At 48.6% G+C, this 14,569-nt stretch carries 10 protein-coding genes; 4 read left to right on the top strand and 6 right to left on the bottom strand.

All coding sequences use genetic code 11. The annotated features are described in order from the left end of the window. Positions 1–101: 101 nt before the first annotated feature. Positions 102–1,730 (bottom strand): ABC transporter substrate-binding protein, encoded by a 1,629-nt coding sequence (locus tag FPE01S_RS17280; protein WP_046370287.1) that lies wholly within the window; start codon positions 1,728–1,730, stop codon positions 102–104. 36 nt (positions 1,731–1,766) lie between these two features. On the opposite strand from FPE01S_RS17280, the gene FPE01S_RS17275 reads away from it, so the two are divergent. Further along, a complete protein-coding gene (locus FPE01S_RS17275) occupies positions 1,767–3,425 on the top strand; it encodes a M1 family metallopeptidase (RefSeq protein WP_046370286.1) in 1,659 nt (552 codons plus the stop codon). 3 nt (positions 3,426–3,428) lie between these two features. On the opposite strand, the gene FPE01S_RS25710 is transcribed toward FPE01S_RS17275, so the two are convergent. Continuing rightward, on the bottom strand, positions 3,429–4,085 hold the full coding sequence (locus FPE01S_RS25710; RefSeq protein WP_169749189.1) for a C40 family peptidase: 657 nt from the start codon (positions 4,083–4,085) through the stop codon (positions 3,429–3,431). A gap of 86 nt (positions 4,086–4,171) precedes the next feature. Here FPE01S_RS25710 and dnaE point away from each other — a divergent pair, with 86 nt between their 5' ends. Together dnaE and trxA are read left to right on the top strand one after the other, a co-directional pair. Then, positions 4,172–7,792: a DNA polymerase III subunit alpha gene (dnaE, locus tag FPE01S_RS17265; RefSeq protein WP_046370285.1), complete on the top strand. Its 3,621-nt coding sequence runs from the start codon at positions 4,172–4,174 to the stop codon at positions 7,790–7,792. Positions 7,793–7,887: 95 nt separating this feature from the next. Beyond that, the gene (trxA, locus tag FPE01S_RS17260; protein WP_046370284.1) at positions 7,888–8,205 is read left to right on the top strand and encodes a thioredoxin; all 318 of its coding nucleotides are present in this window, start codon (positions 7,888–7,890) and stop codon (positions 8,203–8,205) included. A 60-nt stretch (positions 8,206–8,265) separates the two neighbouring features. Here trxA and FPE01S_RS17255 read toward each other — a convergent pair whose 3' ends face one another. Further along, entirely contained in the window at positions 8,266–9,528 is a 1,263-nt protein-coding gene (locus FPE01S_RS17255; protein WP_046370283.1) for a NupC/NupG family nucleoside CNT transporter, read from the bottom strand. Positions 9,529–9,617: 89 nt separating this feature from the next. Between FPE01S_RS17255 and mqnE the strand changes: the two genes are divergently transcribed. Continuing rightward, the gene (mqnE, locus tag FPE01S_RS17250) at positions 9,618–10,745 is read left to right on the top strand and encodes an aminofutalosine synthase MqnE (RefSeq protein ID WP_046370282.1); all 1,128 of its coding nucleotides are present in this window, start codon (positions 9,618–9,620) and stop codon (positions 10,743–10,745) included. 77 nt (positions 10,746–10,822) lie between these two features. Here mqnE and FPE01S_RS17245 read toward each other — a convergent pair whose 3' ends face one another. From FPE01S_RS17245 to FPE01S_RS17235, 3 genes are read right to left on the bottom strand one after another with little or no spacing between them, the layout of a single operon-like run. Beyond that, positions 10,823–12,550: an alpha-L-arabinofuranosidase family protein gene (locus FPE01S_RS17245; protein WP_046370281.1), complete on the bottom strand. Its 1,728-nt coding sequence runs from the start codon at positions 12,548–12,550 to the stop codon at positions 10,823–10,825. A gap of 54 nt (positions 12,551–12,604) precedes the next feature. Beyond that, positions 12,605–14,032, bottom strand: coding sequence for an L-serine ammonia-lyase (locus FPE01S_RS17240; RefSeq protein ID WP_046370280.1), 1,428 nt, complete (start codon positions 14,030–14,032; stop codon positions 12,605–12,607). Beyond that, a complete protein-coding gene (locus FPE01S_RS17235) occupies positions 14,032–14,523 on the bottom strand; it encodes an FKBP-type peptidyl-prolyl cis-trans isomerase (RefSeq protein WP_052955942.1) in 492 nt (163 codons plus the stop codon). The genes FPE01S_RS17240 and FPE01S_RS17235 overlap by 1 nt, the downstream gene beginning before the upstream one ends. Between the last annotated feature and the right edge of the window lie 46 nt (positions 14,524–14,569).

The following is a 14,569-nucleotide window of genomic DNA, read 5'->3' as shown; positions in this document are numbered from 1 at the left end:
TGTTCGAGATGGGTTCGACATGAGAAGGAGGCTGGAAGGTGAATTTCTTCCTTCAAACCCCGAAACGAGCCCCTTTCAGACACCCTATCGCCCCGGACCAATCAGGGCTGATCCAGCCGTGCATGCCGGAGTTCAAGCAGGTTCTGGCTATTGGGGGTAAAGCCCGTCACATTCTTTCTGACCAGCCAGCAAACTTCATCATACCAGAGTGGCACCACCGGCGCATCGGCCACCAGCAGACGGTCCATTGACCGGTAAAGTCCATACCGGATACTGTCATTTGTCTCAAGCAGGGCAGCTTCATATAGTTTGTCAAAAGACGGGTTGCTGTATCGGGTATAATTGGGCGGTGCCGGGTTTTTAGAATAAAAAACACTGAGATAGTTTTCCGCATCCGGGTAATCGGCGATCCATGATCCCCGGAAAAACATGGCCTGCGACTGGGCAGTTTGCTCCAGCAGAAAACTTTTCTGTACTACTTCCACTTTTACCTGCAGACCGATCTCCTGCAATTCCCTGGCAATATAACTGGCCAGATCAGAATAGATCGGAATGGTAAGCAGTGTAACAGCAGCCTGTTCACCACTTTCCCTTTTTATGGATGCAACCAGTTTTCTTGCTGTATCCGGTCGAAAGGTGTAGCCCGGTACTGCTGCACTGTCAAATGAAGGCAGACCGGGCGGTACAAATCCGTTCTCGGCGGGCCTACCGATCGAGTTGCGCAGGTATAACATCATCTTTTTCCTGTCGAAACCATAATTAATTGCCTGGCGCACCTGTTTCCAGCGTAATGGCGATCGTCTGACCAGCGCATTACCCGGGTCCATCAGGATGCCCAGATATTCTGTATTGAGATAAGGATGTTTCTTCAGTGTAACCTGTTCCTTCCAGGCTTCCCGCAAATCCCCTTTTTTATTCAGCACCTCATCTTTGAACGAAGGATCGATATCATTCACAAAATGCAACTGGCCCTGCCTGAACAGGAGGAATTCTGTAGCCTTGCTTTCATTGAATGTGATTTTAATTCCAGGAAGGTAAGGAAGGTGTTGCCCGCTGCTGTCTTTCTCAAAGTATTGCCTGTGGCGTTTCAGTAAAAGCGTTTGACCCTCTTCATAAGCCAGGAAAAAAAACGGCCCTGAACCTACGGGATGACTCCGGAAACCTGCACCGTAAAATTGCACTGCTTCTTCCGGAATAATCGAACAATACTGCATGCTCAGCATACCCAGTATGGGTGGGAAGGCCTTGTATAGCTCAAGTTCAAAAGTGCTGTCATCAACAGCGCGGAACCCCTGCCGGGGATCGAGTTTTCCATTGAAAATCCATGCACCGCTGCTGGCTGTTGCAGGATCTACGAGCCGGCGAAGGCTGTAAACAACATCGGCTGCTTTGAGACGCCGTCCCCGCCCGCCAGGAAAACAGGGACTATCATGAAACCACACACTGTCTTTAAGGTGAAACCGATAAATGCGACCGTCAGCACTGATCTCCCATCTGTCAGCAACAGATGGCCGGATCTCCATATCGTCTCCAACTTCTACCAGTGTACTGTATAACTGGTGAATGATCCACATAATACTTTGATTTTTGGCAAATGCAGGATCAAGACTGGCAACACCTGATGATTCATTGTAATGGAAGTAGCCATCATTGTTCCCGGACTGTCTGGCGCAGCCCGCCAGCAGCCAGCAACCAAGCAAAATAGTACTACACCACCGGTAATTATCCATGAAGCGGAAATTGGGTTTAGCCCTTATATTTACCGCATGCAACTTACATCATTAAAAACAGTAATCCTCACTGCTATTGGAGCAGCACTTGCCTGCACTCACCTGCATGCTCAACCGCTGTCCAAAAGAGAAACCCTTACTCACCAGGACACGCTACGCGGATCCCTTAATCCTGAGCGCGCCTGGTGGGATGTTCAACGATACGATATTACAGTTACCCCCGATTACACTGCTAAAACGATCAGCGGAGAAGTAGACCTGAGTTTCAAAGTAGTTCGTAACAGTGGTGCCATGCAGATAGACCTGCAGGAACCCATGATGCTGAATAAAGCCGTTCTTAATGGAAAAAACATCAGCATCGCCCGGGAAGGAAATGCGTGGCATCTTGCTGTGCCGGGTGATCTGAACCAGGAAAGTGATCAGGTGATCCGGCTTACATTTTCCGGTAAACCACGGGAAGCGATCAGGGCACCGTGGGACGGAGGCTGGATCTGGACCAAAGACAGGGCTGGCAACCCCTGGATGAGCGTAGCCTGCCAGGGCCTCGGGGCAAGCGTATGGTATCCTTGTAAAGACCACCAGAGCGATGAGCCTGATAAAGGCGCCACACTCTCCATGATCGTCAGCAAAGACCTTGTAGCAGTTGCGAACGGCCGGCTGAAGGAAAAAAAAGACCGTGACAGCAAGACGGTTCAGTACACCTGGGAGGTGAAAAATCCGATCAACAATTACGATATTATTCCTTATATAGGAAAATACACCAGCTGGAATGAAACGTTCCAGGGAGAAAAAGGCAACCTTGATCTGCAGTTCTGGGTTTTGCAGGAAGACCTCGAAGCCGCCAAACAGCAGTTCATCCAGGTGAAACCGATGCTGCAATGCTTTGAACACTGGTTTGGCCCTTATCCCTTTTATGAAGATGGTTATAAACTTGTACAGGCACCCCATCTAGGCATGGAACATCAGAGTGCAGTTGCCTATGGCAACAAATTCAAAAATGGTTACCTCGGGCGCGACCTTAGCGGAACAGGCTGGGGACTAAAATGGGATTTTATCATCATCCATGAAAGCGGGCATGAATGGTTCGGTAATAATATTACCAGTAAAGACATTGCCGATATGTGGGTGCACGAAGGTTTTACCAACTACAGTGAAACAATCTATACAGAATGTCAGGATGGTCTCGAAGCCGCCAATGCCTATATCGCCGGTGTGCGGAAAAATATCAGGAATGACATTCCGATCATCGGCATCTATGGTGTAAATAAGGAGGGCAGCGGCGACATGTATCCGAAGGCGGCCAATATGATACATTATATCCGTCAGCTGATGAAAGACGACGAAAAATTCCGCCAGCTGCTGCGCAACCTGAACAGCACCTACTATCACCGCACGACAACCTCGTCAGAAGTGGAAGCCTTTATCAGCCGTGCTGTTGGTCGTGACCTTTCGCCGCTTTTTGAGCAATATTTGCGTACCACCAAAGTGCCGGTATTGCAGTACGGCAACAGTAGTGGCGTGCTCTCCTACCGCTGGAAAAACGTTGTACCCGGATTCAACCTGCCGGTAAAGGTTAAGATCAACGGTAAGGAAACCTGGCTGGAACCGACAGAGGAATGGCAGACGTTGAAAGTAATGCTGCAGACATTTGAAGTTGATCCGAACTTCTACGTAGAAACAAAGAAACAGGATTAAATATCAGTAACGACCGGCGCCCACAAGGCGCCGTTTGTAATATTCCTCATTCAGGTCACTGATCACTACACCGCTGCTGGTTGATGCATGTACAAATTTGTTGTGAAGCAGATAAACACCTACATGGGATACCCCGCCGCGGGTGTTGAAGAAAACGAGGTCACCAGTTTGAAGGTATTCCAGCGGGATCTTCTGGCTCTGATCAAATTGTTCTCTCGAAGTACGGGGAAGTGTTTTTCCGAAAACAGCTGAAGACAACTGGTTGACGAACGCGGAACAATCAATGCCCTGGCGGGTTGAACCTCCATAACGGTATTTCGTGCCGTACCAGTCGTCGATATACTGCAGCAAAACAATATTGTTCAGATTTTCTACATTCTCATCGAGCAGGATAGCGTATTTGAACTGGAGCGCCGTACTGCTTTCAATATTACCGGAAGCGGCATAACTGTTCATTGCCGGGCCGCCGAATAATCCTGTATTCGGAGAATAGCCGGCTCCGGGTCCATCTTCACCGGGATTGATCCTGATTGTTTCAATAAACCGGGGATCGCCGGAAACGGTCCGTTTTACCGTTGGCGAAGCATTGGATGTCGTATTTCTGCTGCTCCCGCAGGCAACGAGCAGACAGCTAAATGGTAACAGATAAAAAAATTTCACCAAGGATATTTTCATGTAGGCATCAATGTGCAAAACTAACGAATTCATATTTTAAACCCGCTGGTGGAAAATTTGTTACTTGCATCATGTCCGATTTCTCCCACCTTCATTGTCACACCCAGTATTCCCTTCTCGACGGAGCCGCTTCGATCCAGGCCCTTTACAAGAAAGCTGTTAAAGATAAAATGCCCGCTATTGCCATTACGGACCACGGCAATATGTTTGGCGCATTTGAATTCGTTGCAGAGGCGTACAAGCACAAGGGGGAAGATGGAAAGCCGCTGGTTAAGCCGGTGGTGGGTTGCGAGTTTTACGTTGTGGAAGATCGTCACCGGAAATCCTTTACCAAGGAACAGAAAGACGAGCGTTACCACCAGGTACTCCTGGCCAAGAATGCACTAGGTTACCAGAACCTGATTAAGCTGACTTCCCTTGGTTATACGGAAGGCATGTACAGCAAGTACCCCAGGATCGACAAGGAGCTGATCGAAAAATATCACGAGGGGCTGATCGCCACAACCTGTTGTATCGGCGCTTATGTTCCGCAAACCATTCTGCACGACGGAGAAGCTGCCGCAGAAAAAGAATTCAAATGGTGGCTCGACATTTTCGGAGAGGATTATTTCATCGAACTGCAGCGGCATAAGATCCCTGAACAGGAAACCATCAATGCGTGCCTGCTCCGTTTTGCGCAGAAATTCGATGTACCGGTAATTGCGACCAATGACAGTCACTATACTGACCGGGACGATGCCAATGCACATGACATCCTGCTTTGTATCAACACCGGCGAAAAGCAAAGTACACCGGGATTTGATGATTTTGTGAATGACGATGCCGCTGTCAGGAACCGTCGCTTTAAATTCCCGAATGACCAGTTTTATTTCAAGTCCACTGAAGAAATGAAACAGCTGTTCAGTGATATTCCGCAATCGATCACCAACACCAATATGATCGTGGAGCGCGTGGAATTGCTGAACCTGAAAAAAGATATCCTGCTACCGGCGTTTCCGATTCCTGCTGAATTCCAGGTTCATGGCGACAGTAACCTGAACCAGTGGGAATACCTCAAACACATCACCTATGAAGGGGCCGCTGCGCGTTATGCAGAGATCACTCCGGACATCCAGGAGCGGATTGACTTCGAATTGTTCACCATTAAAACCATGGGGTTTGCAGGTTACTTCCTGATCGTAAGTGATTTTATCAGGGAAGGCAGGAATATGGGTGTATTTGTAGGCCCCGGGCGTGGTTCTGCTGCAGGCAGTGCAGTTGCCTATTGTATTGGCATTACCAATATCGACCCCATCAAATACAACCTGCTCTTTGAACGGTTTCTTAATCCCGACCGGAAAAGCATGCCGGATATCGATACCGATTTTGACGATGATGGACGCCAGCGGGTGATCGACTATGTCGTACGCAAGTATGGTCGCAACCAGGTAGCGCAGATCGTTACCTATGGTACTATGGCTGCGAAAATGAGCATCAAGGATGTTGCACGGGTACTGGACCTTCCGCTCGCAGAATCCAATGCGCTGGCCAAGATGGTGCCGGACAAACCAGGCATTGAATTGGGTCGGGTACTGAAAGCGCCGCTTACAGAGAAGGAAGGTGAAAAATCGCTCGAGGGGAAGGAACAACTTGGGCCGGAAGACCTCGAATCAGTTAAAAAACTGAGAGAGATCTACAACGGGTCGGATATCCGGGCGCAGGTGCTGCACGAGGCTGAGCGGCTCGAAGGTTCTGTACGGAATACCGGTCTCCACGCTGCAGGCATCATCATCGCACCGGATGACCTGATGAACATTATACCCGTATGTACGGCCAAAGACTCTGACCTGTTGGTTACCCAGATTGAAGGAAGCATCATTGAGGATGCCGGCGTAATCAAGATGGACTTCCTGGGATTGAAAACCCTCACGATCATCAGGAATGCTTTGCAACTGATCGAACAGAATCACGGGATTTCAATTGTTATTGATGATATCCCCCTCGATGATGAAACCGCCTTTCAGTTGTATCAGCGTGGAGACACCATTGGAACGTTCCAGTTTGAAAGTCCCGGTATGCAGAAATACCTCCGTGACCTCAAGCCCGACCAGTTTGCCGACCTTATTGCGATGAACGCCTTGTATCGTCCGGGGCCACTCGCTTATATCCCCAACTTTATCGACAGGAAACACGGAAAGGAACCGATCACCTATGACCTTCCCGAGATGGCGGAGTACCTCCAGGAGACCTACGGTATCACGGTTTACCAGGAACAGGTGATGCTGCTTGCCCAGAAGCTGGCAGGTTTCAGCAAAGGGGATGCCGATGTACTCCGGAAAGCGATGGGGAAGAAGCAGAAATCGGTACTGGACAAAATGAAGTCTCAGTTCGTTAACGGAGCTGCAGAAAAGGGACATCCGAAAGATAAACTGGACAAGATCTGGACCGACTGGGAAGCATTCGCCCAATATGCCTTTAACAAATCTCACTCCACCTGTTACGCCTTTGTCGCTTACCAGACGGCCTACCTGAAAGCACACTATCCTTCCGAATATATGGCTGCTGTACTGAATAACGCCGGCAGTATTGAAAAGATCACCTTCTTTATGGAGGAGTGTAAAAGGATGGGGCTGGAAGTGCTGGGCCCGGATATCAATGAATCCCACAAGGGTTTTGCTGTTAACAAGGAAGGGGCGATCCGTTTCGGATTAGGCGGACTTAAGGGGGTTGGCGAAGCAGCAGTGGATGCCATCATTCTTGAGCGTGGAAAGGAAGGGGCCTTTACCAGCATATTCGATATGATCAAAAGAATCAACCAGCGATCAGTCAACAAAAAAACGCTGGAAAGCCTTGCTTATGCAGGAGCATTTGATTGCTTTACTGATCTGCACAGGGCCCAGTACTTTTTTATGCCGCAGGGGGACAACACAACGGGACTCGAAAAGATTATCAGGTATGGTAACGTTTACCAGGCGCAAAGCCAGGGAACAACCAATACCTTATTTGGGGATCTTCCCGCTGTGCTCGACATCCCTGCACCAAAGATCCCAGCCTGTGAGCCCTGGACCCTGACAGACCGCCTTGACAAGGAAAAAGAAGTGACAGGCATTTTCATCAGCGGTCATCCGCTGGATCATTTTCGTTTTGAAATGCGGTATTACAATATCATGTCACTGCAGGACTTTAATGAAGCAAAAGACAACCAGGCGTTACAAGCCAGTGGAAGGCAGTTCCGGATCGCCGGACTGGTGATTGACGGACAGCACCGGATCACCCGGACGGGCAGGAATTTCGGCGTGCTCACGCTGGAGGACTACAGCGGCAAGACAGAAATAATGTTGTGGGGTGAGGATTATATGCGGTTCAAGGACTATCTGGACAAAGGGAAAAGCCTGTTCCTGACCGGCAGTTACAAAAGCCGGTTTAATACAGAACAATACGAATTTAAGGTGGAAAGGATTTGTTTGCTGGAATCCATTAAATCTCAACAAACAAAGCAATTAACCTTATCGGTGGAGCCGCGGCATGTCAGCGGTACCATGATTGGCTTCCTGGAGGCGAATTTCAAGCGTTTTCCCGGAAAGACGGGTATCCGCTTCAATTTAGGCAAGAGCAGCCTGTACAGCATCGAAACGGGCATTGAAATGAATGACGAATTGACGGCCTGGCTGGTACAACAACCGGAATTATCTGTCAAAATTGACACAAACTAGCAGTTATTCACATCGGGGGACTGTCATAACCGGGCAATTCAACCAAGGGACCTATTTTTGCGTTTTATATAAAACAACAAAAAAAATCAACAATTATGGCTTTAGAATTCACCGATGCCAACTTTCAAAATGAGGTGCTGGCATCTGATAAATTGAGTGTCATTGATTTCTGGGCAGAGTGGTGTGGACCTTGCCGCGCAATTGGGCCGGTGATTGAAGAACTGTCCAAAGAGTATGATGGTAAGGTGAAGATTGGTAAGGTTAACGTCGACAATAACCCTCAGCTGTCTATCAATTACGGCATTACTTCTATTCCGGCGATCCTGTTCGTTAAGAACGGTCAGGTAGTAGACAAACTGGTTGGTGCACAACCAAAGGCCAATTTTGTTAAGAAAATTGAAGCCCACATCTGATTACCAGGCAAATAATTGCCCTTTCGATATCAGGCCGCACGCAGCGGCCTTTTTTTATGTTTACATGAGGATGCCGGCGATCGTGGCACTCAGGTAGGAAGCCAGGGTGCCGCATAATAACGCTTTCAATCCCAGTTTGGCCAGGTCTGCGCGTCGGCCGGGTGCGATCTCTCCTATACCACCGATCTGCATGCCCACGGAACTGAAATTGGCGAATCCGCAAATGGCAATGCTGACAATCAGCAGTCCCTTTTCAGAGATTACCGGTACCGATTTATTGGTGAGGTTCTGGAATGCAACAAATTCATTGATCGTTAACTTCTGTCCCAGTAAAGTAGCAACACCGTTTACATCCTGTGCCGGTACGCCCATAGCCCAGGCAAAGGGATAGAATATCTTACCGAAAATAAAATTTAGGCTAAGGTCAAAGGAAGGGTTGAAAAGGTGACCGATTTTAATTAGCATCCAGTCGAGGCACGCGATCACGGCGATAAATCCAATCAGCATGGCGATCACATTCATGGCAATCTTGAACCCATCTCCCGCCCCATGTGAAATGGCGTCTACCACATTGGTATAATGGCTCTTCACCTCGAGTTTGACAGTACCCATTGTCTGACTCTCCACTGTTTCCGGGAACACGATTTTGGAAATTACCAGGGCGCCTGGTGCGGCCATCAGGCTGGCCATGATCAGTTTGGGAGCAAGGTCGATGCCCGCCTGCGCGCCCATATTGGCGTACACTACAAGAATTCCGCCAGCAATACAGGCCAGGCTGCCGCTCATACTGGCCAGCAGTTCGCTCATGGTCATAGTGGCCAGGTAAGGCCGGATCAACACCTGGGCTTCCACCTGGCCCACAAAAGCGCTGGCAACATTACTGAGGGCTTCTGCCCCACTGACCCGCATCACAAAATTCATGGCTCTTGCAATCACTGCCACTACCCTTTGCATTATTCCAAAATGATAGAGTACGGCTACCAACGCGCAGACCAGGATAATAGTGGCAGTTACATTAAAGGCAAAAACAAAACCACCATTTACATAGTTGGCCACGGTTCCGTCGGGTTGTGCAGTAATGAGGCCTCCGTATACGAATGAGGCACCTTTGCGGGCAAATATTTCAATCTTTGACATCCCTTTACCCAGAAACTGGAAGAAATTCGCTACAACAGGAACCTTGAGTACGAGCACCGCGATGATCAGCTGGAGAATTATCCCGCTGAAAATAACCCTGAGATTAATCTGTTTCCTGTTATTGGAAAACAGATACGCAATGGACAATATCAGCAGGATGCCGATAATTCCCTGGAAACGAGCCATCCGGTAAAAGTTTAGTTATCAGCAAGATATTGCTTTTACGGAGGAATCTGATATACCGCTACCTTTGCGGTGAAAATCATCAGCGTACCATGGCAACGACAACCGATCCCCGATTGCAGCAGATAGAAGATAAGGTGAAATCCGGACGGCGCATAACGCCGGAAGAAGGGGTTCTGCTTTTTGAAAGAGGAAGTTTAGGCTGGCTGGGTAAACTTGCCAACCTGGTGCGGGAAGGCAAACATGGTGACGTGACGTATTTCAACCGCAACTTCCATATTGAACCTACCAATATTTGTGTATTCAGTTGCAAGTTCTGTTCTTATTCCAGGTTGTATGCTCATCGTGAAGAAGGATGGGAACTGACTTCAGCACAAATGCTGGATATTGTCAGGAAGTATGACGGCCAGCCCGTCACTGAGGTACATATTGTCGGCGGTGTTCACCCCAAACTGAACCTGGAGTTCTTTGCAGGTTTATTGCGCGACATAAAAGCGCACCGGCCGGAGTTGCATATCAAAGGATTTACTCCCGTAGAGCTGGATTACATGTTCAGAAAGGCCAAAGTTTCTGCAGAAGAAGGAATGGCTTATCTGAAAGCAGCGGGCCTCGATTCGCTGCCAGGCGGTGGTGCCGAGATCTTTGCTCCCGAGATCAGGAAACAGATCTGCGACGATAAAGTGGACGCTGATGGGTGGCTGTCCATTCACCGCGCGGCGCACCAACTCGGTATGCATAGCAACGCTACCATGCTGTACGGACATATCGAAACTTTCGCCCACCGGATTGATCACATGGAACGCCTTCGGCAGATGCAGGATGAAACAGGCGGCTTCAACACTTTCATTCCCCTGAAATTCCGGAACAAGGACAACGAAATGAGTCATGTTACCGAAAGCACCATAGTGGAAGACATGAAAATGTATGCCGTTGCGCGGATCTATATGGACAACTTCCCTCACCTGAAGGCATACTGGCCAATGCTTGGCCGAAACAGTGCACAGCTTGCGCTTTCATTCGGCGTGAATGATATTGATGGGACCATCGATGATTCTACAAAAATTTATTCGATGGCCGGATCCGAAGAACAAACACCAAGCATGACCACCGAACAGTTGGTTGCATTGATTCACCAGGCCGGTCGCGTTGCGGTAGAACGGGATACGCTTTATAATACTATACGCAATTACACCGCGACTTCCGGGGTAAGCCAGAACTAACCAAAAGAAAGACAACAAAATAAAAAAGCGCCCGTGCTGTATGCCGGGCGCTTTTCTGTTCAGAATTTCTTATTTGTTTATTGCGGCATTGTATAAGGAATTGCTACCATTACGGTTCCTCTTTTAGGTATGGATACCACTACACCATCTGTTGCCGGAGATACATAGGCGGGTATGGTGCTATAGTTTGCAGGACCACCCGCATTTCCCGTGGGACCCTGACCATTAATGATCACTTTTTGTGAAAATTCGCCGTTGTCTGTTCCGCCTTCCAGTACATACCAATAGGCTTGATTTCCCTTATTCCAGTATTTCAGATCAACTTTTGCAGTAACAGCATTTTCTGATTGATTCTCAATAACCAGCCCGACATAGTTGTTGCTGAAGGAAGTAGAATACAATAACAGTTCTGCAGTACCATCGGATATTGAGGCAGTTATGGCACGGTCTCCCATGAATCGGTTTGCAAACCACTTGTAATAAAAGCCCGGGCGGGGACTTCCCTTGTCTAAGCTACTTCCCGCATCTCCGAGTCCAAACATCCCCGGAGAATTACCATTATTCCACCAGCTTGCCAGTCCATCATGAATGGTAACTCCGATATTATTATTGAGACTTTCATTTATTACGGCTATAGTATGCATGCCACCAACAAAGGAGGATTGCTGTTGACGGCCGATGGCATTAATACCGTAATCGGTTAATGCCAACGGCTTGGCATCAACGCCTGCGGATTTGAATGCTGCATTCACATAGTTTGACATGTCTTTGGTACTCGATGCCGGTGAATACAGTATATATGACGCATTAGGGTCTTCACCGAACGGCGTATAGTCATTGTGGAGGGAGTAGAAATCAACCTTACTGTTCACCTTCTTGATTACCTTCACGTTCCAGTCAATCTCAGTAGGAGTTGAAGAAGTATATTGCCCCTCTACCAGCACTGCACTGATATAAATGGATTTGCCGATTTCCGTCGCAGCTTTACGCATGGAGTCAATGATCACGTTGACCTGGTCGCCATAGAGATCGCCGTTGATGATCTCAGGCTGTCCGTCTTTGTTATTGGCTGTAGCGATGCGATAACCGGCCTGCCAGTTGCCGTAGTTCTCGTTACCAACTTCCCAGTATTTGGTGCGGCCGTTATCGTAGCGAACCCAGTCAGCTGCAAGTTTCCCGGCAGCGGCAACGGGGTTGTCGGCTGTACTGTAACGGGCATAGGCAGCATTTACTGCAATGATACCCTTCGCCCCGGTTTGGCTGAGCATCTGGTAATAGTTGTCAAGTGAGAGGGTATTGCTAGCCGTGCTCTTTCCGTAATAATAGGATGGCGTATAGGCTGTACCATCTTTGTCGACCAATTGCGCCGGAACATCAGCCGGAAGACTTCCTGCCGCCCGGTCCCAGAAAAACAGGCTCGTCTGATCGCCGCCGGGGAAGCGGATAAGGCTTGGATGCAGCGCGTTGATATTCGTCATCAAACCTGTTTCGTTAACGAACTGGGTAGTGATGACGTTGGCGTTTTCACCTGCCAGCAGAGCCGGTATTTTGGTTTTAATTTTATAGGGATCAATGCTGATAGTTACCTGCGGGTCGGCAACTGTCTTGTCTTCGGTATTACCAGGAACACTAAACGACCTGGATTGCCATCCATCGAGGAAAAAACCAATGGTCTTGGCAGTTTCGGGGTCTACTGGTGGTTTGGTAGGGTCAACATCCGGCGTTGGATTGTCAGGATCCTTGCTACAGGAGGGGAGTCCACTGATCAGGGCAGACACGAGGAGTAAGGTTACGATACGATTCATCAGGTTACGTTTTGAGGAAAAAATTATACGTTATGTAAAATATACAACAAAAAATCAACATTCCGGAAGGCTCAGGGGAATATTGATCGCCAGTCCCCCATCAGCAGTTTCCTTGTATTTACTGTTCATGTCCAACGCTGTGTCCCACATGGTTTTGACGACGGCATCCAGGCTTACTTTAGCAAAATCCGGGGTGCTCTGAAGCGCCAGTTGTGCTGCCGTAATAGCCTTGATGGCTCCCATGGTATTTCGTTCGATACAAGGCACCTGAACAAGGCCGCCAATGGGGTCACAGGTCAGGCCAAGATGGTGTTCCATAGCGATTTCCGCAGCCATCAGTGCCTGTCTTTGTGTTCCACCCAGAGATTCCGTCAGCGCTGCTGCTGCCATTGCGCTGGATACGCCGATTTCCGCCTGGCAGCCGCCCATTGCAGCACTGATCGTTGAACCTTTCTTAAATATGCTGCCAACTTCAGCCGCAGTCAATAAAAAGGCTGCAATTTTCTCTTCCGTATTACCATCGCAGAAAACAACGAAATATTGAAGAACTGCAGGGATAACGCCGGCAGCGCCATTGGTCGGTGCCGTTACTACGCGGCCGAATGATGCATTCTGCTCATTGACTGCCAATGCAAAACAGCTTACCCAGTCCAGGATGTATTTAAAGTCATTGCCTCCTTCACGGATGGCAGCGATCCAATCCTGCGGGCTGTTGTAGGTTTTGCCACCAATCAGTTTCCTGTTCAGGGCAGCAGCACGACGCTTTACCAATAATCCTCCGGGAAGTATGCCTTCTTCATGACAGCCACGGTACATACAATCCAGCATCACCTGCCATATGTTCTTCAATCCCCCTCTTGTAGCGGCTTCCGGCCGCCAGGAAAGTTCGTTCTCCAGTACCACTTCATGAATAGAGAGGCCCGTTTTTCTGCACCAGTGTAAAAGATCATCCGCTTTGTCCACCGGAAAAGGCAATTGTATTGTTTCACCTGCCTGGTGCTCCTCCCCTTCCTGTTGCACAAATCCTCCGCCAACGGAATAGTAAGTCGCCGCTTCCATTTCTCCCCCTGCAAACTTTACCAGGAAGGTAAGGGCATTGGGGTGAAAGGGCAGTGATTCCAGGAACAGAAACCGGATATCCTTTTTCGGATCAAAAGACAAGCGATACGTTCCTGCAAAAAGCAATTCACAGGTTTCCCTGATGTTGCTGATTTTGGACGATATCGCTTCAACTGCACAGGTTACGGGATCTTCATCCATGAGACCCATCTGAATTGCAACATCTGTGCCGTGGCCATGACCGGTTTTCGCAAGCGAACCATACAATAACACTTCGATCCCGGTAACAGATTCAAGCATGCCTTTCTTACGAAGGCTTTCAATAAAAAGGCGTGCGGCCCTCCAGGGTCCCAAAGTATGGGAACTGGAGGGCCCGACACCAATTTTGAAAATATCGAATACGGAAATTGCTTCCTGTGACATTATTCGTAATCTGACAATTCAACATCGAAAACGAGGACAGAGTTTGGTGGAATGGTTGCACCACTTCCACGGCAACCATATCCCAGGGCAGAAGGAACGATCAGTTTCATCTTTCCACCTTTCTTCAACTTGGGAAGGCCGATTTTCCAACCATTGATGAGCGTACCCAGCACCCATCCTGTTTGGGAAGGATCGGTCTGTTCATCGAAAACTGTTCCGTCGGTAAGATAGCCTTTATACTTGATGTAGATCTTGGAGCTCAGGTTGGGGGAACCACCAATGCCGGGGTCAGAGATCTGGTAAAACAAACCGGATTCGTCAAACTGAACCCCTTCGAGGTCTTTCTCGGCGATATAGGCCTGGATAGCTGCTTTTTCGTTGGCAGGCGGCACTACTTCACAAGTGGAAGAACCCGTGCTGCTTTTGGAGCAGCTCCACACAAACGCAATGCCAATGGCAAGGGTCAGGACAAAAAGGACTTTTTTCTGCATGTACTGAAAAAATTTTGGCGAAGATAATTATTGACTGTAAGTAGAC

Origin of the sequence: Flavihumibacter petaseus NBRC 106054 (assembly GCF_000974785.1) — a bacterium.
GTDB lineage: Bacteria > Bacteroidota > Bacteroidia > Chitinophagales > Chitinophagaceae > Flavihumibacter > Flavihumibacter petaseus.
Note: the sequence above shows the minus strand (reverse complement) of the source record. Positions and strands in the feature narration are given on the sequence as shown.

What these genes read in the sequence shown, in the direction of transcription:
- FPE01S_RS17235 (WP_052955942.1), bottom strand. Translation starts at nt 14,523, where the DNA reads ATGCAGAAAAAAGTCCTTTTTGTCCTGACCCTTGCCATTGGCATTGCG.
- FPE01S_RS17275 (WP_046370286.1), top strand. Translation starts at nt 1,767, where the DNA reads ATGCAACTTACATCATTAAAAACAGTAATCCTCACTGCTATTGGAGCA.
- FPE01S_RS17280 (WP_046370287.1), bottom strand. Translation starts at nt 1,730, where the DNA reads ATGGATAATTACCGGTGGTGTAGTACTATTTTGCTTGGTTGCTGGCTG.
- FPE01S_RS17240 (WP_046370280.1), bottom strand. Translation starts at nt 14,032, where the DNA reads ATGTCACAGGAAGCAATTTCCGTATTCGATATTTTCAAAATTGGTGTC.
- trxA (WP_046370284.1), top strand. Translation starts at nt 7,888, where the DNA reads ATGGCTTTAGAATTCACCGATGCCAACTTTCAAAATGAGGTGCTGGCA.
- dnaE (WP_046370285.1), top strand. Translation starts at nt 4,172, where the DNA reads ATGTCCGATTTCTCCCACCTTCATTGTCACACCCAGTATTCCCTTCTC.
- mqnE (WP_046370282.1), top strand. Translation starts at nt 9,618, where the DNA reads ATGGCAACGACAACCGATCCCCGATTGCAGCAGATAGAAGATAAGGTG.
- FPE01S_RS17255 (WP_046370283.1), bottom strand. Translation starts at nt 9,528, where the DNA reads ATGGCTCGTTTCCAGGGAATTATCGGCATCCTGCTGATATTGTCCATT.
- FPE01S_RS17245 (WP_046370281.1), bottom strand. Translation starts at nt 12,550, where the DNA reads ATGAATCGTATCGTAACCTTACTCCTCGTGTCTGCCCTGATCAGTGGA.